Source organism: Amycolatopsis halotolerans, assembly GCF_042647905.1.
Classification (GTDB): domain Bacteria; phylum Actinomycetota; class Actinomycetes; order Mycobacteriales; family Pseudonocardiaceae; genus Amycolatopsis; species Amycolatopsis halotolerans.
Window position 1 is genome coordinate 35,171 of the sequence record NZ_JBHRWI010000039.1, and the last position, 22,113, is coordinate 57,283.

Annotated in this window: 24 protein-coding genes; 19 read left to right on the plus strand and 5 right to left on the minus strand. The window is 69.7% G+C overall.

Going from position 1 to position 22,113, the window contains the following annotated elements:
• Positions 1-1,238: 1,238 nt before the first annotated feature.
• The 13 genes from ACFORO_RS29235 to ACFORO_RS29295 all read left to right on the plus strand — a co-directional run bounded on the left by ACFORO_RS29235 (position 1,239) and on the right by ACFORO_RS29295 (position 12,425).
• The gene (locus ACFORO_RS29235; RefSeq protein ID WP_377872209.1) at positions 1,239-1,988 is read left to right on the plus strand and encodes a hypothetical protein; all 750 of its coding nucleotides are present in this window, start codon (positions 1,239-1,241) and stop codon (positions 1,986-1,988) included.
• A 243-nt stretch (positions 1,989-2,231) separates the two neighbouring features.
• A complete protein-coding gene (locus ACFORO_RS29240; RefSeq protein ID WP_377872210.1) occupies positions 2,232-2,939 on the plus strand; it encodes an HAD family hydrolase in 708 nt (235 codons plus the stop codon).
• A gap of 49 nt (positions 2,940-2,988) precedes the next feature.
• Positions 2,989-3,723 (plus strand): AfsA-related hotdog domain-containing protein, encoded by a 735-nt coding sequence (locus ACFORO_RS29245; RefSeq protein WP_377872211.1) that lies wholly within the window; start codon positions 2,989-2,991, stop codon positions 3,721-3,723.
• A 22-nt stretch (positions 3,724-3,745) separates the two neighbouring features.
• Positions 3,746-4,960 (plus strand): cytochrome P450, encoded by a 1,215-nt coding sequence (locus ACFORO_RS29250; RefSeq protein WP_377872214.1) that lies wholly within the window; start codon positions 3,746-3,748, stop codon positions 4,958-4,960.
• A gap of 38 nt (positions 4,961-4,998) precedes the next feature.
• A complete protein-coding gene (locus ACFORO_RS29255; RefSeq protein ID WP_377872216.1) occupies positions 4,999-5,613 on the plus strand; it encodes a hypothetical protein in 615 nt (204 codons plus the stop codon).
• On the plus strand, positions 5,610-6,485 hold the full coding sequence (locus tag ACFORO_RS29260) for a hypothetical protein (RefSeq protein WP_377872217.1): 876 nt from the start codon (positions 5,610-5,612) through the stop codon (positions 6,483-6,485). The genes ACFORO_RS29255 and ACFORO_RS29260 overlap by 4 nt, the downstream gene beginning before the upstream one ends.
• Positions 6,482-7,549 carry a 3-oxoacyl-ACP synthase III family protein gene (locus ACFORO_RS29265; protein ID WP_377872218.1) on the plus strand — a complete coding sequence of 356 codons (1,068 nt, stop codon included), beginning with the start codon at positions 6,482-6,484 and terminating at the stop codon, positions 7,547-7,549. The genes ACFORO_RS29260 and ACFORO_RS29265 overlap by 4 nt, the downstream gene beginning before the upstream one ends.
• A 2-nt stretch (positions 7,550-7,551) precedes the next feature.
• A complete protein-coding gene (locus tag ACFORO_RS29270; protein WP_377872219.1) occupies positions 7,552-8,517 on the plus strand; it encodes a zinc-binding dehydrogenase in 966 nt (321 codons plus the stop codon).
• A gap of 43 nt (positions 8,518-8,560) precedes the next feature.
• Positions 8,561-8,818 (plus strand): acyl carrier protein, encoded by a 258-nt coding sequence (locus ACFORO_RS29275; protein WP_377872220.1) that lies wholly within the window; start codon positions 8,561-8,563, stop codon positions 8,816-8,818.
• Positions 8,815-9,792 carry a beta-ketoacyl-ACP synthase 3 gene (locus ACFORO_RS29280; protein WP_377872221.1) on the plus strand — a complete coding sequence of 326 codons (978 nt, stop codon included), beginning with the start codon at positions 8,815-8,817 and terminating at the stop codon, positions 9,790-9,792. Before ACFORO_RS29275 ends, ACFORO_RS29280 begins: the two co-directional genes overlap by 4 nt.
• Positions 9,789-10,559: an SDR family NAD(P)-dependent oxidoreductase gene (locus tag ACFORO_RS29285; RefSeq protein WP_377872222.1), complete on the plus strand. Its 771-nt coding sequence runs from the start codon at positions 9,789-9,791 to the stop codon at positions 10,557-10,559. Before ACFORO_RS29280 ends, ACFORO_RS29285 begins: the two co-directional genes overlap by 4 nt.
• A gap of 32 nt (positions 10,560-10,591) precedes the next feature.
• The gene (locus tag ACFORO_RS29290; RefSeq protein WP_377872224.1) at positions 10,592-11,350 is read left to right on the plus strand and encodes an SDR family NAD(P)-dependent oxidoreductase; all 759 of its coding nucleotides are present in this window, start codon (positions 10,592-10,594) and stop codon (positions 11,348-11,350) included.
• A 103-nt stretch (positions 11,351-11,453) separates the two neighbouring features.
• Positions 11,454-12,425: a hypothetical protein gene (locus ACFORO_RS29295; RefSeq protein WP_377872225.1), complete on the plus strand. Its 972-nt coding sequence runs from the start codon at positions 11,454-11,456 to the stop codon at positions 12,423-12,425.
• Between the two features lie 51 nt (positions 12,426-12,476).
• Here the strand turns inward: ACFORO_RS29295 and ACFORO_RS29300 are convergent, their stop codons facing one another.
• Positions 12,477-13,340: a helix-turn-helix domain-containing protein gene (locus tag ACFORO_RS29300; RefSeq protein ID WP_377872227.1), complete on the minus strand. Its 864-nt coding sequence runs from the start codon at positions 13,338-13,340 to the stop codon at positions 12,477-12,479.
• Between the two features lie 176 nt (positions 13,341-13,516).
• Here ACFORO_RS29300 and ACFORO_RS29305 point away from each other — a divergent pair, with 176 nt between their 5' ends.
• The 3 genes from ACFORO_RS29305 (at position 13,517) to ACFORO_RS29315 (ending at position 16,566) form a co-directional block, all read left to right on the plus strand.
• Complete coding sequence (locus ACFORO_RS29305; protein ID WP_377872355.1) at positions 13,517-14,929, plus strand: MFS transporter; 1,413 nt, start codon at positions 13,517-13,519, stop codon at positions 14,927-14,929.
• 38 nt (positions 14,930-14,967) lie between these two features.
• Positions 14,968-15,528 carry an isochorismatase family protein gene (locus ACFORO_RS29310; RefSeq protein ID WP_377872228.1) on the plus strand — a complete coding sequence of 187 codons (561 nt, stop codon included), beginning with the start codon at positions 14,968-14,970 and terminating at the stop codon, positions 15,526-15,528.
• Positions 15,529-15,735: 207 nt separating this feature from the next.
• Positions 15,736-16,566 carry an alpha/beta hydrolase family protein gene (locus ACFORO_RS29315; protein ID WP_377872229.1) on the plus strand — a complete coding sequence of 277 codons (831 nt, stop codon included), beginning with the start codon at positions 15,736-15,738 and terminating at the stop codon, positions 16,564-16,566.
• Here ACFORO_RS29315 and ACFORO_RS29320 read toward each other — a convergent pair.
• From ACFORO_RS29320 to ACFORO_RS29330, 3 genes are read right to left on the minus strand one after another with little or no spacing between them, the layout of a single operon-like run.
• Positions 16,530-17,381, minus strand: coding sequence for a hypothetical protein (locus tag ACFORO_RS29320; protein ID WP_377896673.1), 852 nt, complete (start codon positions 17,379-17,381; stop codon positions 16,530-16,532). The two genes, ACFORO_RS29315 and ACFORO_RS29320, sit on opposite strands and share 37 nt — an antisense overlap.
• A gap of 4 nt (positions 17,382-17,385) precedes the next feature.
• Positions 17,386-18,156 (minus strand): hypothetical protein, encoded by a 771-nt coding sequence (locus tag ACFORO_RS29325; protein ID WP_377872233.1) that lies wholly within the window; start codon positions 18,154-18,156, stop codon positions 17,386-17,388.
• Positions 18,153-18,452: a PadR family transcriptional regulator gene (locus ACFORO_RS29330; protein ID WP_377872234.1), complete on the minus strand. Its 300-nt coding sequence runs from the start codon at positions 18,450-18,452 to the stop codon at positions 18,153-18,155. The genes ACFORO_RS29325 and ACFORO_RS29330 overlap by 4 nt, the downstream gene beginning before the upstream one ends.
• Positions 18,453-18,523: 71 nt before the next feature.
• Here ACFORO_RS29330 and ACFORO_RS29335 point away from each other — a divergent pair, with 71 nt between their 5' ends.
• From ACFORO_RS29335 to ACFORO_RS29345, 3 genes are read left to right on the plus strand one after another with little or no spacing between them, the layout of a single operon-like run.
• Positions 18,524-19,435: an ABC transporter ATP-binding protein gene (locus ACFORO_RS29335; protein WP_377872236.1), complete on the plus strand. Its 912-nt coding sequence runs from the start codon at positions 18,524-18,526 to the stop codon at positions 19,433-19,435.
• Positions 19,432-20,124, plus strand: coding sequence for a hypothetical protein (locus tag ACFORO_RS29340; RefSeq protein WP_377872237.1), 693 nt, complete (start codon positions 19,432-19,434; stop codon positions 20,122-20,124). Before ACFORO_RS29335 ends, ACFORO_RS29340 begins: the two co-directional genes overlap by 4 nt.
• A gap of 13 nt (positions 20,125-20,137) precedes the next feature.
• Positions 20,138-21,160, plus strand: a complete 1,023-nt coding sequence (locus ACFORO_RS29345) for a hypothetical protein (RefSeq protein WP_377872238.1) — start codon at positions 20,138-20,140, stop codon at positions 21,158-21,160.
• On the opposite strand, the gene ACFORO_RS29350 is transcribed toward ACFORO_RS29345, so the two are convergent.
• Entirely contained in the window at positions 21,152-22,018 is an 867-nt protein-coding gene (locus tag ACFORO_RS29350) for an oxygenase MpaB family protein (RefSeq protein WP_377872239.1), read from the minus strand. The two genes, ACFORO_RS29345 and ACFORO_RS29350, sit on opposite strands and share 9 nt — an antisense overlap.
• Positions 22,019-22,113 lie beyond the last annotated feature (95 nt).

Below are 22,113 nucleotides of genomic sequence, written 5' to 3' on the forward strand. Positions count from 1 at the left end.
GGCGGACCCGCCGATCGATGCGGAAACGATCACCAGCACCGATGGCCACAGGCTGACATTCCGGGCGCAACACTGCGGGCAGTAGTGCGAATTCCCCGGCATTGAGCGCATCGAACTTCATCTTCCGCAAAGCTGAGCAGCAGCAAACAACATGGCAGCATGACCGCGCCACGCCCCTCGGAACTGCCACTCGACCGGCCGGCCGGTTGCGTTTCGCTTGCGCACTATTCAGGAAAACGATCTCGGTCAAAGACCGGAAAAAGCACAGACCCGGCTAATAGGGCGAGGAATCCTCTCCGTTCCCGCCTTCTCGCCCGCGCAAACGGCGGGCCGACCGGGATCGGCGACAGCGCGGGCGTGAGCGGAGCGATTCGCTTGCCCGAGGTGGCCGGGGAATGCCGTTCCGGTGTCGGCGGACCGGCTGCACGGACCACTCGCGGTGGCGCGGCGGGAGATCGTCCTCGACCCGGTGCCCGGCCGCGGCACGAACGCGTTCCGGAAGACTCGACGGCGCAGCCGCTCCGGGTTGTCCTCGACAGCCCGTGCGATCACCGTTCCGCCCGAGTTGCGGCCTGTCAGCACGACGTCCGCGAGCCCGCATCCCAGGCCGGACCGGCACGCCAGGAACCGTGCCCCTGAGAGAAATTGATCGTAACTAAGCGCCCGTTCGCCAGCGTACGGAACAGATCGAAAGGAATAATGCGAGTTGCCGATGAGAACAAGGCCCCGCGCGCGAGGACAAGCAGTGCAGCCTTCGCGCGCGGCGGCCGACCGGGTTAGCCGCGGGGCTGATCAGAAGAGAATCCGCCGCCCCGAAGGCGGTGCGATCCGCCCGCGGGGCAGCGGATGGCCAAGGGGCCTTTGCGGAGTCGGCCCGCCCGTCGGCGGCCACGGAGAGCCTGGCATTTGTCCCACGGCGCGTCGCCAGACGAGATTTCGGGGTGCTCGCCGCGGATCCGCGCGAGACAAAGGGCAACGCCCGGGCCGTTGAGCGAACTGGCCGACAATGGCATCCGCGACGCGCAGGACAGCCAGCAGACCATGGTCGCGGACATGGAGTCATCGGCGGTCGCAGAACCGGAGATCCTCGCGAACTGCCGGCCGCCGCGGCCAACTGGCGCAGATTTTCGGACAGGATCGGGAACGAAGACCTTTGACTGCTGGCGCGCCGGCCACCTGCGGCGCCGAATCCACCCTCCTCCCGGACGGCATGCAGTCCCGACAGTCTCGTCACTGCGATGCAGGACTCCGGCCGGATCGGTTTCTCGTCGAACCACCGGGCAGATCCGGAACGCCGCCACGGGCGCGGCGCGCGGGTCGACGACAGCCACCCGGTCAACGTACTCGTCGCCGGCAGCCGAGACACCTGGTTCATCGCCGCCAGGTCGCAGTTTCTTGCCGGAGAACCGGCGGATCGCAATGGGCCGCCCCGGATCCTCCGTCTCTCAAGGAACCCGGCACAGCGCGACATCCGACCGGTGCCCGCGGTTGTTCCCGTTCATGTCCCCGAACCCGTTGCCGCATCAGGACGCACGCAAGGCATTGGCCTCTCGCCGAGAAGATCCGCAAGGGTTTCAAGATGCGGGAAGCGCCTCGCCGAGGTTGCCACGTTCACCTCCTCCGGCACCGGATCGCCAGAAGCACACGCGCCCGCGTCCCGTCGTCTTGCGGCCCGCTGTGGACTTGGCACGGACCACGGGGCCGCAGGAACCCGCCGCGTGCTCGCGGCGACGGGAATGCATCTGCCCCAAACTTGGCCGCGTTCGCCCCGCTCCCTCTTTGCGGATCTCGGAGCCGGATCGCGCGTCGAGTGCGGCTATCGCACTCGACGGGGCTTTCCGTCCACTCGATTCGAGAAAAACAATTTCCATTGGATTGCGATCATTACGATCGACCTTTTGTCCGTTTCGAGATTTTTCTCGGGTTCTGCCGGGCTCGTGATTCGGATCACCGAAATGGCGCAGCGAATTCACCGGCTGCGCCTGTAGCATGCAAGAAGGAGACCGGACGGGCATTATTGCGCCATCTGGGGAACCGAGCTTCAGCGTCCGGATCCGGTCTCCGATTGGCGGTTTCCGCGCGAAAGCGGACCGTTCCCGGGCATCGCGGCGCGGGAACCGCGCGGGCGACGCATTTATCGGGAATGACTGAACATCAGCGGCACCATGACGACGCGGCACGGGCGCATCCGGCAACTGCGCCCGTGCCGCACTGGGGGTACGGTGAATGAAGTGAAAAGCCGGGCGACGGTCCGGCATGCTGCTTTTTTCGATGTCGACGAAACAGTGATCACCGGCAAAAGCATGTTCGCTTTCCTTCGCTACTGGATGGCACGCCATGGCGACGACGGGAGCGGGTATGCCCGGCGTGCCGGCGAATTGGGGCAGATCGCTGCCTCCGGCCGGCCGCGGGAGGAAGGGAACCGGCTTTACTACCGCTATTTCACCGGGGCCGTTGCCGCTGAGGTGCAGGCCGCGGGCCGGGACTGGTATGCGACGTACCGGGAGGGGCCGGAGGCGTTCGTCGGGGCCGCGCTGGCGGCGCTGGAGAGGCATCGCCGTGCCGGGCACCGGATCGTGCTGGTGTCCGGCTCCTTCGCGGCCTGCCTGACGCCGCTCGCGGAGGATCTGGGTGCCGACCTCGTGCTGTGCTCTGAGCCGTTGACCTCGAAAGACGGCCGGTACACCGGCGAGGTCCGGCGGTCGATGATCGGCGCGGCCAAGCGGGACGCGGTGACGGCGGAGCTCACCGCCGCGGACCTGGATCCGCGCGATTGCTTCGCGTACGGCGACCACGCCAGCGACCTCGAAATGCTGGCCGCGGTGGGCAATCCGGTCGCGGTCGGAAACGACCCGGTGCTGGCCGCCCAGGGCTGGCCTGTGCTGCCCGCGGACCCCGCGCCGCGGCAATCCGGCGCGCGGGAAAACGCCGCGCACTGAATCTCGCATCGAATTCTTCAGCAAGGAAACCGGCCCCGTGGAGGTGGGGATGACTGCGTTCGTCGTGGTCGGCGATCGCTTTGCGAAATTCGCCGCGAATACCGGAGCTGTGACGGTTTCACAATTGATCGAGAAGGTGCACGGCGGCGGTATGTCCGGCGCGGTGAAGCTCGTCGGCGGCCAGGGCGTGACAGAATCCGACTGGGACCGGATCCGGGCCGCGCTGGCGCGCCGGGAAATTCTGAGTGAATTCGAGACGCACCCGTTGAGGCACGGCCCGCTCAGCGACCGTTCGGAAACCCATAAGCACAATCGGCACAACATTCTGGTCGCCGGGCTGGAACAGGTGGGCGAGCACGAATTCGAGGCAGCGCTGCGGTTGCACAACGACCAGGAGTTCCAGCTCGACCATATGGGCGTGCACGTCCAGGGAATGATCGTGCTGGAGGCCGCGCGGCAGATGTATCTCGCGGTGTGCGAGCGCTATTACCCGCGGGAAGACGAAATTCATCTGTTCGACAAGATGGAGACCGCTTTCCGCAACTTCCTTTATCCCCTGGAAACCCGGCTGCGCACTGCGGTGACCGCCGGGACCAGCGACCTCGGCCGGCCGGTCTTCGACGTGCGGACCGAGTTCCGGCAAGCAGGGCTGCACATCGCGGCGGTGCGGACGGTCGGCACCGCCTTGTCCGCACAGTCGCTGGAGCGCAAGGAGCACCGCGGGGCCGAACGCGCCCTGCGGCACGCCCTCAAGAACTCCCCGGCGCCAGACCCGGCCCGCTGACCCCGCTGCGAAGAGGAGGACCATGACGACGACGGAAGGCGCGGGACCGCCGAAATTCCCGATGTCCCGCCGCCCCGGCTGCCCGTTCGACCCACCGGACGAGCTTGCCGGGATCCGCGAGACCCGACCCGTCCAGCAGGTGCGCAACTGGGACGGCTCCCGGCACTGGCTGATCACCCGGTACCAGGACTGCCGCACGGTGCTCGGCGACGCGCGGTTCAGCTCGAACTTCCGGCTGCCCGGCTACCCGACGACCGGGCCCGCGCAGCTGGCCTCGACCTGGCGCAGCTTCATCAACATGGACGGCGCCGAACATCTGGAACAGCGCCGGGTGCTCATGCGCGAGTTCACCCGGCGCCGGGCGGAGCAGCTGCGGCCGCGCGTGCAGCAGATCGTGGACGACGCCATCGACGCTCTGCTGTCCCAGGGCCCGCCCGCCGACCTGGTGAGCCGGTTCGCGCTGCCGGTTTCCTCGCTGGTGATCTGCGAACTGCTCGGCGTCCCGTTCGAGGACTCCGCGTTCTTCCAGGACCGCTCGGCCGCCATGCTGGACAAGACGCTGAGCCGGGAAGGCATCAACAACGCCAGGGAGGAGCTGCGCGGGTTCCTGCGCGACCTGGTGGCCGCCAAGGAAGCGACGCCGGGCGACGACCTGATCAGCCGGCTCGTGCGCGACCAGGTCCAGACCGGGCGGATGACTTCGGTGCAGGTCGTGGACACCAGCATGCTGCTGCTCATCGCCGGCCACGAGACCACCGCGGACATGATCGGCCTCGGCACCGCGGCGCTGCTGGCCCATCCGGAGCGGCTGGCCGAGATCCGCGACAGCGACGACCCGGCGTTCCTCGCCAACGCCGCCGAGGAAATGCTGCGGTACCTCACCATCACCCAGTCCGGCAGAAGGCGGGTAGCGGTCGCCGACATCGAGGTGGGCGGGCAGCTGATCCGCGCAGGCGAAGGCGTGATCGTCGCGAACGCCGCCGCCAACCGCGATCCCCGGCACTTCGCCGCGCCGGACGAAATCGACCCGCACCAGAAGGCGCGCCACCACCTCGCGTTCGGTTACGGGCCGCACCAGTGCCTCGGCCAGTCGCTGGCCCGGGTGGAGCTGCAGGTCGTCTACGGCACGCTCTACCGGCGGATCCCCGCCCTGCGGCTGGCCGTCGCCCCGGAAGAAGTCCGCTATCAGCACGAAATGCTCATCTACGGCGTGCACGAGCTGCCGGTCTCTTGGTGAGCGCGGCTCGAACCCCGATACCCGGAAAGGGAACCTTCATGACTTCATCGTTGCTCCTGGCCACCGAGATCCCGGTGGCCGGGCAGTCGGCGGCAGACGCGGTCAAAGTGTTGCGGGACAATGGTTCCGGCACCCTCTACGAGGGCATCGAGCACCCGGCGATCCTCGAACTGACCCCGGTGGCCGACGCGTCCGCGCTCGCCGTGCCGCTGGCCCGGCTGCGTGAACTGCGCAAGCCGCTCGCACCGCTGCAGACCGGGGACTTCCGCACCCAGGTGCTGGAGTTCGTCGCCGCGCCGAAGCCGGTCGGCGGCGACCTCCCGGAAAGCCCGTACGTGCAACTGCGGCACGTCGAGGTGAAACCGCCGGTGCACGAGGAATACCTGGCCTGGCGCGAGGACACGATCTTCGCCGAGGTCCGCAAGTCCCCGAAGATCGAAGCCTTCCTGGCCTACCACTCGCTGGTGAGCACCGAGCCGGGCGTGCTGTTCGTCGCCGGGTTTTCCTGCCCTCCGGAGGAGTACCTGCCGACGTTCGCCTCGGAGCGGTACGCCGAGATCGCCCGCCAGGCGCATCCCCGTTTCGTCACCGACGAAGGCCTCTACACCCGGATCTACCGGCGGGTTCCCGCGGAAGGCGAGCAGTCCCGATGACCGAGCCGTCCCGGTCCGCGGTCTACCGGCTGAGCATGACCACCCAGGGCCCGCTGTACCCGCCGAGCGAGGTGATGAACACCGACGGAGACTTCGTCGTCATCGGCACGATCACCCGCGCGCAGCCGGACGGCACCGTCGCGGCGGTGCCCGGACGCGCGATCGTCGCGGCGGACAGCCCGCTCCCGCAGTTCGGGAGCACCCTCCCCTACCGGATCGTCCGCGAACTGCCCGAGAAGCTTTCCACCGAGGACGAGGCGATGGTGCTCGCCACGCTGCCGCTGCCGCTGCCCTGCTCCAACTACACCGCGGTGATGGCGCCGCAACAGCAGCCGGAGCCGTTCTCGGTGACGCGTCCGAGCTATCCGTTCCACCAGGCCCCGATTCCGGATCTGCAGCCGGAAGACGGTCCGAAGGTGACCGCGCCGGTCACGCTCGGGCAGTGGGTCAAGGCCCGCGGCACACTGACCGTCACGCTGGCCGAGGACAGCACGGCGGCGGAGTTCCGCGGCGAGTTCTCCGGGCTGATCCCGGAGAGCCTGTACACCGTGATGGCGATCCGCCGCCGGGACCTGGATCCGGACGGCCCGGCCCACCCCAGCCCGCTGGGAGTGCCGAATGTGTTCGTCGCCGACGAGGAGGGCAACGGGCGCTACCGCGCCGTGCTGCCCGACCCGTTCCCGGCCACAGACGCGCCGAACAGCGCGGACCGGCTGGTCAATTTCGTCGTGCTGTGGATGAGCTACCAGCAGAATTACGGCGGCGCGGTGGGGCACCACGGTCTCGGTGCCGACATCCACGCGCAGCTGCGCCTCGACGCGCCCGGCTTCGCCGAGTTCACCACCCGGCCCCGCAACGGAGATGGCAAATGACGTCAGGAATCGTGTCCCCGGTCAGCGATCCGGCCACCGAGGCCGCCCGCGGGCGCAACGCGGCGGCGGGCTTGCGCCTGCCGGTCGGCGTCGTATCGACCGGGCTGTGCGTGCCGCCGCGGGTGGTGACCAACACCGAACTCACCCGCACGCTCGACACTTCCGACGCATGGATCCGGTCCCGCACCGGGATCGAGGAACGGCGGTACCTCGCGACGGGGCTGTCCACATCGGACATGAGCGTGGCGGCCGCACGCGAGGCACTGCGCCGGGGCGGCGTCGCCGCGGCCGAACTGGACGCGATCATCGTCACCACGTTCACGCCGGACCAGCCGCTGCCTTCCACCGCGCTGATGGTCAAGGAACGCCTGGGCGCGCACCGCGCGGTCCCGCTCGACCTCACCCAGGCCGCGTGCGCCGGCGGGATCTACGCGCTGGTGGTGGCTGCGCACCTGCTGCAGAACACCTCGTACCGGCATGTGCTGGTGATCGGAGCCGACGCCGGTTCGCGGGCGACCGACCCGCAGGACCGCGGCACCCGGGTGTTCCTCGGCGACGCCGCGGGCGCCGCGCTGCTTTCGCCCACCGCGGAAGGCTTCGGAATCCTGTCCTGGCACACCGATTCCGAACTGTCCTACGAGGTCGAGATCCCGGCGGGCGGCTCGAGGACGCCGACCAGCCCGGAAACCCTGCAGCGGCGCGACCAGTACCTGAAGATGAACGGCAAAGCGGTCTGGACCATGGCGACCGACCGGCTGCCCCGCAGCATCCGCGAAACCGCGGCGCGGGCCGGGATCGGCCTCGACGAGGTCGGCTATTACCTGCTGCACCAAGCCAATCTCAACATCATCACCGAGGCGATGGCGAGCCTCGGCGTGCCCGCCGAGCGCGCTCCCACCACCGTCCGGCGCTTCGGGAACACCGCCGCGGCGAGCATGTTCACCGTCCTGCACGAGACGCTGAACGGTCCCGCGGAACATGGCGACGTGCTGATTATGGCGGGCATCGGCGCCGGGTTCCTGTGGGGCTCGATGTGCCTGCGCCACTACACGGCCCGGGGCTAGCGGTGTTCGCGATCTCCGCGGCGGGCGCCGACGCCGCCGACCCGCTCGGCCAGCTGCGCGCCGGAGAGTGGCCGGACCCCTCCCCCGGCGAAGGCTGGACGACGGTGACCGTTCGCGCGGCTTCGCTGAACCGCCACGACCTGTGGACGTTGCGCGGAGTGGTGCCGCCGCACCAGCGGCTGCCGGTGGTGCTCGGCTCGGACGCCGCCGGTGTCGACGAGAACGGCGAACCGGTCCTCGTGCATTCGGTGATCGGGAACCCGGCGTACCGGGGCGACGAAACGCTGGATCCGGACCGCACCGTGCTGAGCGAGCAATACGACGGCACGTTCGCCGAACGGGTCGCCGTCCCGGTCCAGAACCTGCTGCCCAAACCGGCGTGGCTTTCCTTCGAGGAAGCCGCCTGCCTGCCGGGATCGTGGCTGACCGCGTACCGGATGCTTTTCGAACAGGTACCGCTGAAACCCGGCGACACGGTGCTGGTGCAGGGCGCGGGTGGCGGGGTGTCGACGGCACTCGTCGCGCTCGCCGCCGCCGGCGGGTTGCAGGTCTGGGTGACCGGCAGTACCGAAGAACGGCGGCGGCGGGCCGAGCGGCTCGGCGCGGACGCGTCCTTCCCGCCCGGTACCCGCCTGCCGCGCCGGGTCGACGCGGTGATGGAGACCGTCGGCGAAGCGACGCTGGCGCATTCGCTCCGGAGCGTCCGGTCCGGCGGCCACATCGTGGTGTGCGGCGCGACCACCGGGGCGACTCCGCGCATCGACCTGACGCACGTGTTCTACCGGCAGCTCACCATCACCGGATGCACGCTCGGCACCCGCGAACACCTGGCCGGGCTTCTGCGGTTCTGCGCGGAGCACCGGCTCGCGCCCGCGGTCGACCGGGTGCTGCCGCTGTCGCGGGCGGCGGCCGGATTCCAGGCGATGGCGGAGGGAGACGTGTTCGGCAAGATCGTGTTCTCAGTCTGAATCGGTTGTCCGCACGGAAAACGAACCCAAGGAGAGTGGTGTGGTGAGCAGCTCTGCGGTGACCCGCGAGGCGCTGGAGACCTTCGTGATCGACGCGCTGGCGGCGCAGGGCGCGGCCCGGGAGCGGATCGGCCCGGACGTGTCCTTCGACGAGCTGGGGCTGGATTCGCTGAACGTGACCGACATGGGCCTGTCAGTCAAGACCGAGTTCGGCATCGACGTGCGCCCCGGCGACCTCGAAGACGCCGAGAATCTCCGCGCGGCGCTCGCGGTGATCTACCAGAAGGCCGGGCTCGGATGACGGTCACGCTGGCCGGTGCCGGATCGGCGCTGCCGCGCCGGGTTGTCGGCAACGACGACTTCACGCACCTGGACACGTCAGACGAATGGATCGTGCAGCGCACCGGCATCCGGCAGCGGTACTGGCTGGAGGACGACGAGAACCTCGCGGACCTCGCGGAGCGGGCCTGCCGCGCCGCGCTGGCCGACGCGGCGGTGGCGCCGCAGGCGATCCGGCACGTCATCGTGGCCACGTCCACCGCGGACCGGATCAGCCCGGGTGTCGCGGTCGAGGTGGCCACCCGGCTCGGCCTCGACTATCCGGCCGCGTTCGACGTCAGCGCCGGCTGCTCCGGCTTTCTTTACGCGCTGGACCAAGGGATCGCGCTCATCGAGTCCGGGCGCGCCGAGCACGTCCTGGTGTGCGGGGCCGAGGCGCTTTCGCGCATCACCGACCTCTCCGACCGGAGCACGGCCGTGCTGCTGGGCGACGGCGCGGGCGCAGTGGTGGTGTCGCGCGCACCCGGCGCGATGCGGCCGGTTTTCGCACTGGGCTCGGACGGGACGAAGATCGACCTGCTGTACGTCAGCCGGAGCGACGGCCTGCTGCGGATGCGCGGCCGGGACATTTACGAGCACGCCGTCGAGGCGATGACCGGGCACACCCGGCTGGTGCTGAAAACCTCCGGGCTGTCCGCCGGCGATCTCGCGCTCTTCGTCGCGCATCAGGCCAACGCGCGGATCGTGCAGGCGGTAGCCCGGCGGCTGGAAGTGCCTGAGCACAAGGTCTTTCTGAATGTCGACCGGGTCGCGAACACGTCGTCCGCATCGATCCCGCTCGCGCTGGCGCAGGCCGCCGGGCAGCGTCTGGCGCCCGCGGGCGGAATCCTCGGCCTCGCCACTTTCGGCGCGGGCCTGACCTGGGGCGCCGGGGTTATTTCGTGGAAAGCGAAACCCGGCGGAATCGGAGAACCGACCGAAAGGGAAACACGATGAGCAATCCGGGACTGCTTGCAGGCAAGGTCGCGCTGATCACTGGCGCGAGCAGCGGCATCGGCGCCGCTGCGGCGAAGGTCTTCGCGCGGGAAGGAGCCAAGGTCGTCCTGGTGGCGCGGCGCAAGGAACGGCTGGAGGCACTGACCGAGGAACTGCGGGACAGCGGCGCGGAAGCGGAGTTCGCGGTCGCGGACGTGCGCGTCGCCGAAGAATGCGCGGCCGCGGTGGACCTCGCCGTCGAGCGGTTCGGCCGGCTCGACGCGGCCTTCAACAACGCAGGCCACGGCATCGGGCGCGACCCGTTGCACCTGATGGACGACGACGTTTACGACTACCTCGTCGACACCAACCTGCGTGGTGTCTTCAACTGCCTCCGTCCGGAGATCACCACGATGCTGACGAACGAGAACGGAGGTGCGATCGTCAACACCAGCAGCGTCGGCGGGCTCGTCGCGTCGCCCGTGTCCGCGCCGTACATCGCCGCGAAACACGCCGTCATCGGCCTGACCCGGGCGGCTGCCGCGGAATACGGGCGCGAGCGGATCCGGGTGAACGCCATCGCACCGGGCGCGACGCACAGCGAACAGGTCGCCGACTGGTTCACGAAGAACCCTGGCATGGAGGAGACGCTGCACCAGTTGACCCCGCTGCCCCGGACCGCGCAGCCGGAGGAAGCCGCCGAGGCGGTCGCGTGGCTGTGCAGCGACCGTGCCTCCTACGTCACCGGCGTAGCGATGCCGGTCGACGGCGGATTCACCATCCAGTGACGCCGGCGGCGGGCTCGGGAAAGGAGAAGGCGATGGGAGACCGCCTCGACCGAAAAGTCGCGGTGATCACCGGGGCGGGATCGGGAATCGGGCGGGCGACCGCGGAACGATTCGCCGCCGAAGGCGCCGTCGTCGCCGCGTGGGACGTCAATGCCGACCGCGCGGGTCTGACGGCGAAAACGTTGGCAGACCGCGGCTTCCGGGCCGCCGCGTTCGCGGTCGACGTGTCCTCGGCGGCCTCGGTGCGGGCGGCCGCCGACGAGGTGATCGCGCAATTCGGCACGGTGGACGTCCTGGTCAACAACGCGGGGATCTTCGATTACTACACCACCCTGCGCGACACCACCGAGGAAGCCTGGGACCGCGTCCTGAACGTGAACCTGAAGGGGATGTTCCTCGTCACCCAGGCGCTGCTCGACGCGCTCGTCGACGGCGGCGGGGCGGTGGTGAACACGTCCTCGATCTCCGGCCTCGTGGCCGGCGGCGGCGGGGTCGCCTACACCGCGTCGAAGCACGGCGTCATCGGATTCACCCGGCAACTCGCCCTCGAATACGGCAAACACGGCGTGCGGGCCAATGCGGTGCTGCCCGGCGCGGTCGAGACCGAAATGACCAAACCCTTGCTGGCGCAGGCCGATCTGCCGATTCTGGAAACCGTCCGGAGCGTGCCGGCCGGCCGGCACGCCCAGCCGGACGAGATCGCCGACACGGTGCTGTTCCTGGCCAGTGACGAGGCCAGGTTCGTCTACGGCACGAGCCTCGTCGTCGACGGCGGCTGGACCGTGGTCTGACCGCCGGAACCGATTTCGGCTGTTTTTCCTGGGGAAGCATTTTTCAGCACTGGGGTTCCGCGCGCGAAAAATCGCGCGCGGATGGACGAAAGAATGGACGACCATGTTCTTTACCGAATCGCGGCCGCCGGGCAGGACCGGCCGCCGCGGCATCGCGTTGCTGGCCGCCTGCGCGGCGTTGGCGCTGACCGCGGGGACGGCGGACGCGGCCGGTCCGGTGACGCCGCTGTTCACCCTTCCGGCAGGCAATGTCGCTCCCGAGTCACTGACCGCGGACCCGGCCACCGGCGACATCTACGTTTCCAGCTACACCAACGGCGAAGTCGACCGCCGCGCCGTCGGTTCCGGGCAGGCGCAGGTGTTCATTCCCGGCGGCGCCGACGGCAGGGCGAACGCGACCGGGGTCAAGGTCGACGGCGCCGGCCGACTGTGGGTGCTGGGCGGACCCACTGGCATCGTCGACGTCTACGACGCCAAAACCGGAGCCCGGATCGCGGCATTCACCAGCGGCCACACCGACGGCCTGCTCAACGACCTGGCCTTCGGCCCGGACGGCAGCGCGTACATCACCGATTCGTATCTGCCGGTGGTGTACCGGGTCGCCCCGGACGACCTGGCCGGCGCGGCGAACGGCGCGCCCCTGCCGCAGTGGCTTTCCCTGCGCGGCACGCCCGCGGACTACGGCACGACGAAACAGCTGAACCTCAACGGCATCGGCGTGTACCGCGGAAATCTGGTGACAGTCAACTCCACCACCGGGCAATTGTTCCGGATCTGCCTGGCGACGCGTTCGGTCAGCGTCGTGCAGAGCAGCGCGAAGTTTGTCGACGGCGACGGCCTGACCATCGCCGGCGACAAGATGTGGATCGCCCAGAACTACCGCAACACGGTGGTGCGGGCCGGACTCAGCGGCGACGCCGGTGTCGCCTCCCCGGAGGTCTCGTTCACCAGCGACGACCTTCGGATTCCCAGTTCGGTGATCCGCTACGGCGGGCAGACGGTCGTGACCCGCGGCCAGTTCGGCAACCCGACGCCCGTGACCCCGTTCGACGCCGCCGCGGTCGACGGGGTCTAGCGGACGATCTCCGCGACAGCCGTAGCGTCTCCCGTGCGGGTTCCGGCGGTCTCAGCCGCCGCCGGCACCCGCACGGGAGGCCATCTCCGCGAGCCTCCGCAGCGCCTCGTGGTCCGCGCTGCCCGGTTCGGCCTGGTAGATCGTCATCCGCTGGCCGCCGGGGCCCAGCCGCAGCACCTCGTAGTCGAACGTGACCTCGCCGAGGTCCGGATGCCGCAGCCGGGCTTGGGCGCTGCGCCGGCTGCGGACATCGTAGCGCTGCCACAGCCGGCAGAATTCCGTGCTTTCCCGGGAAAGTTCCTCGACCAGCGCGGCCAGGTCCGGAGCCTCGGGCGCGTCGGCGAGCAGCGAGCGCAGCTGCGCGGCGGTGCTGACCGCGGCTTCCTCCCAATCGACGTAGAGCTCCCGCGCGGCCGGATGCCGGAACAGGTACCGGATCGTATTGCGGCGTTCGGCAGGCCAGTCCGTCAATCCCGGGAACAGCGCGAGCGCTTCCGGATTCGCGGCGAGGATGTCGCTGGTGCGGCTCAGCAGATGCGCGGGCCACGGGCGCACCGTCTCGAGGAGCCGGAGAATGCCCGGCCGCACCTCGCGTTCGGACGGATTTCCCGGTGACAGCACGCGTTGCGCGGTGTGGTTGGCCAGCGCGTAGAGGTGCGCGTGCTCCTCCCGGTTGAGCCGCAGCGCATGAGCGATCCCGTCGAGGACGACGCCGCTCGGATTGGTTTCGCGGCCTTGCTCCAGCCGGATGTAGTACTGGACGCTGAGCCCGGCGAGCGTGGCGAGTTCCTCCCGGCGCAGCCCTTGCGTGCGGCGGAGTCCGGTGCCCTCGGGGAGCCCGACGTCGGCAGGGCGCAGCCGAGCGCGCCGGGCGAGCAGGAATTCGCCGAGCAGGGTGGGCGTGCTCGTGGGCACGGATTCTCCTCTTCCAGGGCTCGCCGGTGCGGTGGCTGCCGGACGATGCCTGTCCCTTTCACTGGCAGGCACGGTGGTGCCATGCACACTGCGGTCTTCTTCCTGACGGTACTTGCTGCCAGGGTCGAAGTCATCCCGGAAACCCGGGCAGACCCGAAGGGAGATCCGTGACACGAATGCCGGGCACGGTTTCGCCGCCGCGCGGCCGCTGGGCGGGCCCGGCGCCGGAACAGGCGGGGTTCGGCGGCCGGTTCACTGCCGCGACCTCGATCGGCTCCGTACTCAACCCGGTCAACTCGTCGATCATCGCGATCGCGCTGGTGTCCATCGGCCAGGCGTTCGGGGTCGGAGCCGACGCCACCACGTGGCTGGTTTCGGCGCTGTACGTGGCGACCGCGGTGGGCCAGCCCACCGCTGGACGGCTCGCCGACCTGTTCGGACCGCGCCGGGTCTACCTGATCGGCTCGGCGCTGGTCGGACTCGGCGGCCTGCTCGGGTTCCTCGCGCCGACGCTGTCCCTGCTGGTGGTTGCGCGGGTGATCATCGGGATCGGCACCTCAGCCGCGTATCCGGCGGCGATGGCCATGGTGCGGCGGCAATCCGAGCGGCTGCGCACGCCCGCCCCGGGCGGGGTGCTGAGCGCGCTGGCGATCGCGGGCTGGACCAGCATGGCGGTCGGTCCGCCGCTGGGCGGTCTGCTGATCGCGATCGGCGGCTGGCGAGCCACCTTCGTCGTCAACCTTCCGCTGGCGGCGATCAGCGTGCTGTGCGCTCTGCGCTGGCTGCCCGCCGACGAACCGAACGAACGCGGCACTTCGCGGCTGCGCAGTTTCGACCCGGCCGGAATGGTGCTGTTCGCGGTCGTGCTGATCGGCCTGCTGGTATTCCTGATGGACCTGAGCGCGCCTCGCTGGTGGCTGCTCGGCGGCGCCGCGATGCTGCTGGGCGTGCTGGTCTGGTGGGAACTGCGGAATCCCACCCCGTTCCTCGACGTGCGGATGCTGGCCACCAACCGGGCGTTGACCACGACTTATCTCCGGTACGCGGTGACCATGCTGGTGACGTACTGCTTCCTCTACGGCTGGACGATGTGGCTGGAGCAGAGCGCGCACTTCGCCAGCTCCACGACCGGTCTGCTGATGGTTCCGTGCTTCGTGGTGGCCGCCGCCGGTTCGGCGCTGATCGCCCGCTGCGGGGCGTGGGGTCCGCTGCTGGCAGGCACGATCGCGCTGACCGCGGCCAGCGCGTGCCTGTTGCTGCTGCGGGCGGATTCGCCGCTGTGGCTGTTGATCGTGACGAGCCTCGTGTTCGGGCTGCAGAACGGGCTCAACGCGGTGAGCAATCAGGCCGCGATGTACCGGCAAGCACCGGCTTCGCACACCGGTTCGGCCGCCGGGCTGCTGCGCACCTTCTCCTACCTCGGGGCGATCGCGTCGGCCAGCCTGATCAGCCTGACCTTCGGCGAACAAGCCACCGATGCCGGGCTGCACCAGCTGGCGTTGATCCTCACCGTCGGCTCCGCGGCGACCATCCTGACCGTGGTGTTCGACCGCGAACTGCGGAAACCCGCGCCGGACAAGACTTCCTGACCTTTTTCAGTGGTACGACAACAAGGAGAAGAGAACCCGTGGCCATCACCACGCTGGACCGCACCACCGCACTGATCGTGATCGACCTGCAGAAGGGCATCGTGGCGCTGCCCACGGTCCACCCGGCCGCGGAGATCGTCGAGCGCGGCAACCAGCTGCTCGCCGCCTTCCACCGGCACGACCTGCCGGTGGTGCTGGTCAACGTCGACGGCGGGGCCCCTGGCCGCACCGACGCTCCCGCCGGCGGCGGCGAGCTGCCAGCCGACTTCGCCGAGTTCGTGCCCGAACTGGACCGGCAGACCAGCGATTACGTCGTGACGAAGCCGAACTGGGGCGCGTTCTACGGGACGTCGCTCGACCTTCGGCTGCGCCGGCTCGGCGTCACCCAGGTCGTGCTGGCCGGCATCGCCACCAGCATCGGTGTCGAGTCCACAGCCCGCGCGGCGCACGAACGCGGCTACCACGTCACGCTCGCGGTGGACGCGATGACCGACCTGAACGCCGAAACGCACCGGAACAGCCTCGAGCGGATCTTCCCGATGCTCGGTGAGAGCGGTACCGCACAGGAGATCATCGATCACCTGAAGAATTCTCACTGACGTCGGGCGCGCGGCCGTTGGCCGGGTCTTCCTCCCCCCAGGGAAGACCCGGCCAACGGCCTTTTTCGCGGCTTTTACGCGCTATTTACGGAACAAAAAAATACATTTCCGCCTATTACGCTCGCACCAACCGGAACTGTTGTCTGACCCCCGCGCGTATTGCTAAGGTCGCAACTGGATTCCCGCGGGGACAAGGAGACCGGTCCGATGAGCCTTGCCAACGTGCTGTCCCTGCGCGCCCGCCCGGCAGACCGGATCGAGCATTACGGCACCGGATCCGAGCACGTGCTCGAAATGTGGCACGGCGGCGAAAAGACCGCCGTGGTGGTGCACGGCGGATTTTGGGCCGCGGAATACGACCGTTCGCATATCCGGCCGTTCTGCGCGGCGCTCGCGGATCAGGGCTACACGACGGTCGCGGTCGAATACCACCGTGTCGGGCAGCACGCGGGCGGCTGGCCGGGCACGTTCACCGATGTCGCGGCCGCGGTCGATGCGCTTCCCCGGCTCGTCGGGTCGCGGCGCGAGACAACGGTGCTGGTCGGGCATTCCGCAGGCGGGCATCTCGCGCTCTGGACGGCATTGCGGGATCAGTTGCCCGACGGCGGACCGGGCGTGCCGGGGAACCGGACGGAAGTCAAGGGAGTGGTGTCCCTGGCGGGCGTCTGCGATCTGGTCGACGGCCACCGGCGCAACCTCGACGACGGCGCGGTGCACCGCCTCCTCGGCGGTCCGCCGGACGGTCTTTCCGCCCGCTACCGCCTCGCCGACCCGATCCGGCTCGTGCCGTCGGCCGCGCGGTGCGTCCTGGTCCACGGCGACCAGGACGACCGGGTGCCGGTGAGCCAGAGCGTCCGGTTCCACGCCGCCGCACTGGCCCAAGGCGGTGACGCGCGGCTGATGATCCTGCCGGGCACTGGGCATTTCGAGCTGATCGACCCGACCTCGGCGGCCTTCGACGCGGTGCTCGACGCGGTCCGCACCGCCTTCTCCGCCCCCGGCTATCTCGCCCCGACCGGCTCGGAATCGGCGAAGTAAGGCCCGAAAACCCGCTCTACCACCGGAACCGGACGCAGTGCGTACAGCATCAACGCGTAGCAACTCCCCCGCAGCAACAACGACGGCACCAACACCCCCGCGCCGACCGCGAGCGTCGCAAGCGGCTTGCTGTGGACGACATCGAGAAACACCAGCGGTGCCACGCCCAGCAGCAACGTTTCCAGAATCACCCGGACCGCGAACAATCCGTAGAGGGGCAAGAATATCCGGCGTTCCCGCATCGAAGCGACCACCGAGCCCCGCTCCCGCGCGGAAGCCGGGAGCGGGGCGGCGACGATCGCGGCGGAGACCGCGGCGTAGGCGGCCGGGAAGGCCAGCACAGCGACGGCCAGCAACGGAATCGTCAGGTCCGCACCGGTAGTGCGCCACACCAGCAGGGCGGGCACGTACCCGAGCAAGCCAGCCAGCGCGCACAGGCCGTAAAGCGCGAGTTCCGCACCGAAAAGCCAGCAGACGGCGCTCACGCGGATCGACCGCAGCGTGGCGAGCAACGTCGTGCGACAGTCCCGGAAAACCAGCATCAACTGCTGCGAAGCGGCCGCACTGACCAAGATCTTGCCCGCAAACCCTCCCACAGCCGCCACCAGGAACGCGGGCGACCGGATCAGGGACCATGCTTCCGCGGGAGCCTCGTCGAAGAGCCAGCCGCGGCGGAAGACGTCGGTGGCGATGCCTTGATCCGGGACCAGCGAAGAAAAAGCCAGCACGGCGACCGCGACCGCGAGAACGCTCGGGTTGCGCACGAGGAGCGCGAACGGGCGTACGACGGCCTGCCTCGCGAAGTCCTGGCGCACGGCGTCAGTCGGCGGAAAGGGTGTAGAGGTCGCGCAGCGTCCAGCCGCACAGGACGGTCAGGACGAGCAGCGCGCCGCCGAGAACCGCGGGCAGCAGGCCCGTTACGCCGTCCACCACGGTGGACCACAGCACCACACCGCCGCCGACCGCCAGCGCCGCGGCCACCATGCCGATCCCCCACCACAGCCGCCCTGGCTCGGGCGCTACCACGTCCTCCGGGTCGAGGCCCGCGACGACGGTGCACACCTGCACAGAGCCCAGCACCAGCGCCAGCCACCACCCCGCCAGCAGCGTGATGCGCAGGCCGGGCGAAAGCGCGGTGGACAGGTTCGCGGCGACGTACACCGCGCCGCCGATGACGACCGGCACGGCGAGCCGGCGCAGAGCTTGCGCGACCAGGCGCAGCATCGCGCGCACGGAAAGGCGCGGCAACGGGACCACCAGCACGAGGCCAGCCAGCACGAGCACATCGCTGATGTTCGCCGCCCAGGAGTGCACCACGTTCTCCGGCAGCAGCGAGTCTTCGACCGCGATGTGCCCGAGCAGCCAGCCGCAAAGCCCGGTCGCGAAAACCAGTGCGGAAGCCCGGCTGCGCCGCTGTGCGGCCGAATCGGCAGGCCACACCACCGGATGCACCCACATGTCGAGGGCACCGACGACCAGGTTCGGCAGCCGCCGCCAGCCGGCGGCGCGGGCCTCGTCTTCCAGCCCGGCGCCCCAGCGGCTGCGCAGCGACGCCGGGTAAAGCCGGACCAGCCGCGCCGCCCAGCTCATGCCGGGTTCACCCCCAGCCGCCGCAGGCCCGCGTCGGCGACCCTGGCCATCGCCCGCAGTTCGCGCTCCAGGACTTCCCGGCCGCAGCCGGTCAGCTGCACAGGGCGTTGCCTGCCCTGCTCCTCCAGCGACTCGACCAGCCCCTTCGCCTCCAGCCGGGCCAATGCGCCGTAAAGACTGCCCGCGCCGAGACGTTCGCCGGTCAACTGCTCGATCGCGCTGTTGATCGCGTAGCCGTGCAACTGGCCGTCGGCCAGTGCACACAGCACCAGGGTCTGCGCGTCGTTGGCTTGCATCCGTTCTCCCTTGCTCGCCCCTCAACATACTAGTACGCGCCGCGTCGTACGCGCCGTGTACTATCCGAGCCATGGTGGAAAACGACACACCAGTGGTCCTGGACACCGTCTCCAAGAGGTTCGGATCCACTGCCGCGGTGCAATCGGTGTCCTGGGCGCCGCTGCGCGGACAGGTCACCGCGTTGGTCGGGCTCAACGGAGCCGGCAAGTCCACGCTCATGCGCATCGTCACCGGGCTCATCCGGCCGACCGAAGGCACCGTGACGGTGCGGCCGTCCCGCGACGGCGGACGCGCGCTCTCGGCGATGATCGAGGCCCCCGCGCTGTTCAACGGGCTGACCGTCCGGCGCAACCTGGAGATGCACCGGATACTGACCGGAGCGGACGCCGCCGAGGTAGCCCGGGCGGTGGAACTCGCGCAGATCGGCGACGTGCTCAAGCGCCGCGCCGGCACGCTCTCGCAGGGCTACCGGCAGCGGGTCGCGATGGCGCAGTCGCTGCTGGGCTCGCCGGATCTGCTGCTGCTGGACGAGCCGACGAACGCCCTCGACCCGGAAGCCATCGTGCAGCTGCGCACGATGATCCGGACCGTCGCCGACGAGGGCACCGCGGTGGTGGTTTCCAGCCACCAGCTGCGCGAACTCGAAGGCACCGCGGATGCGCTGGCCCTGCTGCACGGCGGCCGGATCCTCTACGACGGCCCGTTCGATTCGTTCGTCGGCCCGCCGACGCTGCGGGTGCGGGTCGCCGGCTCCGACGGAGCGGAGACCGCTCGGCTGACCGCTTTGCTGCGGGAGAAGCAGATCGACGCCGCACAGACCGACGACGGCATCCGAGCGGTCGCCGACCTTGCGGCCGACTCCATCGCCCAGCAGATCTTCAGCACCGCGGTCAAAGCCGACATCGAACTGATCGAACTGACCCACCTCGCACCGACCCTCGAAGAAGCCTTCCACGTCGCGATCGCCGGAGCCCGCTCATGACCACCTACCGCGCCGAACTCCTGCGCGCGCGCAGCCGCACCACCCTGGTGTTCTTGGTGCTGTGCATCGCTTTCACCCTGTTTTCGATGAGCAATGCCGGCCCGCAGGGCCATCCGCCGCTGTGGGGGTTCCGGGAGGTGGCGATCCTGACCGCGACGCTGCTGATGGGCCGCGGCGCGGTGGTGGCCGCCAACGACTTCTCCACCGGCACCATCCGGCCGTGGCTGATCTCGCGGCCGTCCCGGCTCTCGGTGTTCGGCGGCAAGCTCGCCGCCTCGGTGACCGTGGCGCTCGGCGCCGCGGTGCTGATCGGCCTGGTTTCGTACGCGGCCAGCGAGCTTTTCGGCGAAGCCGCGACCGCGCGGGACATGGCCGTGGCGACCGGGCAGTTCGCGCTCGCCTGCGTGGCGCTCACGATTTTCGGGCACGCCGTCGGCGTGCTGACCCGGTCGGTGCCCGCGGCGCTGGCCATCACCATCGCCTGGGTGCTTCCCGCCGAGAAAGTGCTCCAGGGCCGGTCGGAAACGCTGGATCAGTGGCTGCCGGGAAACCTGCTGCAGGACTTCACGCTCGGCGTGATCGGCTACCACACCGGCCCGGCCGCCGCGGTCCTGCACGCGACCGTCCCGTTCGTCCTGCTGGACGTCGTGGCGCTGGTCCTGTTCGCCCGACGCGACATCAACAGCTGACGAGGTGTTCGCCATGACGACCGACGCACTGGAAATCCCGGCCGGGCACCCGGCCCGCCGTCCCGCCGCATGGGCGCTGTGGTGCAGCATCCTCACCGGGGTCGTGTTCACCGCGTGGGCGTACGCGACTACCCAGTTCCCCGGCATCAGCGCCAGCACACCGTGGCAGGACGACCCGTACCACGGGATGATCTCGTTCACCGAGTTCCTGGTGCCCGCGATGACCGTGCTGCTCGCCGTTCGGGCCTCGCTGTGGCGGCGCGGGCAGCCGCAGCCGGTGTTCCGGATCAACCAGCTCGCGCGCGGCTGCCTGGTCAGCTCGGCGCTGGTAGCGCTGACCGTGCTGACCGACGTCGTCGCGACCGTGCTGGCGGCCGACCGCGACCGGTGGGACGCGAAGACGCCGGGCCTGGTCGCGAGCCTGCTCCCGCTGGCGCTGCTCGCCGCGACGTCGTTCACGCTGCACCGGACGGCGCTGCGGCAGCTGCCGCACACCGAATCCGGCCGTCCGGACGGCGACTGGCTCGACGACCTTGCCGAACTGGTCCGCCGCATCGCCGGCGTGCGGCTCGACCGGCCGCTCGGATTCGTGCGCGACCACATCGTCGCGTTCGCGGTGCTGCTCAGCGCACTCGCCGGCATCGGCGTCGCTTCGATGCAGGCGCTCGGCGAGGGCGGCGAACCCCCGCTGCTGTACGGCATGAGCGTGCTCGTCGGGTTCGGCGGATTCCTGGCGTTCTGCCTGATCTCGAACGCCGTCCTGCACATCGCGGTGCCCCGGGGCGCGGATGCGGCCCGGCCCGGCCGCATCCGGCAGGCCGCCCGCGTCGCGGTGATCGCCGGCGCGCTGACGCTGCCGGCCGCGGCGGTGCTGCGCGACCGGATCTGGCAGTTGCTGGGCCACCGGGCGGAAGTCGATTCCGTCGGAACGTACGCGAGCATCACGCTGATCACCGCGATGCTGATCGGTCTGCTGGTGTTCGGCGCGGCGGCCGCGGTTTCCCGCGGAGGCCGCGGACGGGCCGCCTCACTCTGAACCTGATTCATCCGCCACGCGGGCGGTCCGGGAGTCGCCTTCCCGGGCCGCCCGCCTGAGCGTTCTCCGCACTGCCGGGACGTACCGCAGCCTCTCCGGCAGCCAGGGCGCCCAGGTGCGGACGCCGGCCGCGAACCGGTCGAAGCGGTGTTGGTCGGCTGGCGTCCACCGCAGTTCCAGCAGATCGCGCACTTCGGGCGGCAACGTGCCGACTGTGAGGAAACCGGCGGCACGGCCGAGAACCCGGCCCGGCCACCGCCACAGCGCGGGCGGCACAGCCGGTGGCGGCGGCGGGTCGCGCAAGTCCGACAGCACTGCCAGCGCCGCGTCCGAGCGTTCGAGGCGCTCCCTGATCATGGTCGCGAAGTAGTAGCGGAACTCGCTCAGCGTGGGCGGCATCTCGCGACCGGGAACGCCGAGCACGTGTCCTAATTGGACGGAATCGGCGTACAGCCGTTCCTGTTGCCGCACCGACAGCTTCGGCCCGAACAGCGCGCACGAGGTCAAATACCGCTCTGCCAGCGTCGCGTTCACCCAGGCATAGGCCGCGCCGTTCAGTGCGTGGTAGCGGCGGCCGTGCTCGTCCACGCCCTGGAACGGCTTGTGCAGTTCGCGCAGCCGACGCGCCTCGGCGAGGGCCAGTTCGCCGCCGTAGATGTAGCGCAGCATCGAATCCGACGTGCGGCTCGCCCGGCCCCACTGGTCGGTGCGGAACGCCGAATGCGCGCTCACCGCCGCCCCGACCACCGGATGCATCACCTGGAGCAGCAGGGTGGAGGGAATGACGAGAAACGCGCGCAGCTCCCCCGCGACGTCCCACAGCACGCTTCCCGCGCCGAGCGGTTCGGGATTTGCCATCGCCCGCCAGCATACGCCGAGTTCGTCTCCGGCGCGGCCGGCGAGCGCAATAACCGTAATTGGCCGCAATCGGAAAACTGTCCCGCGGACCATTT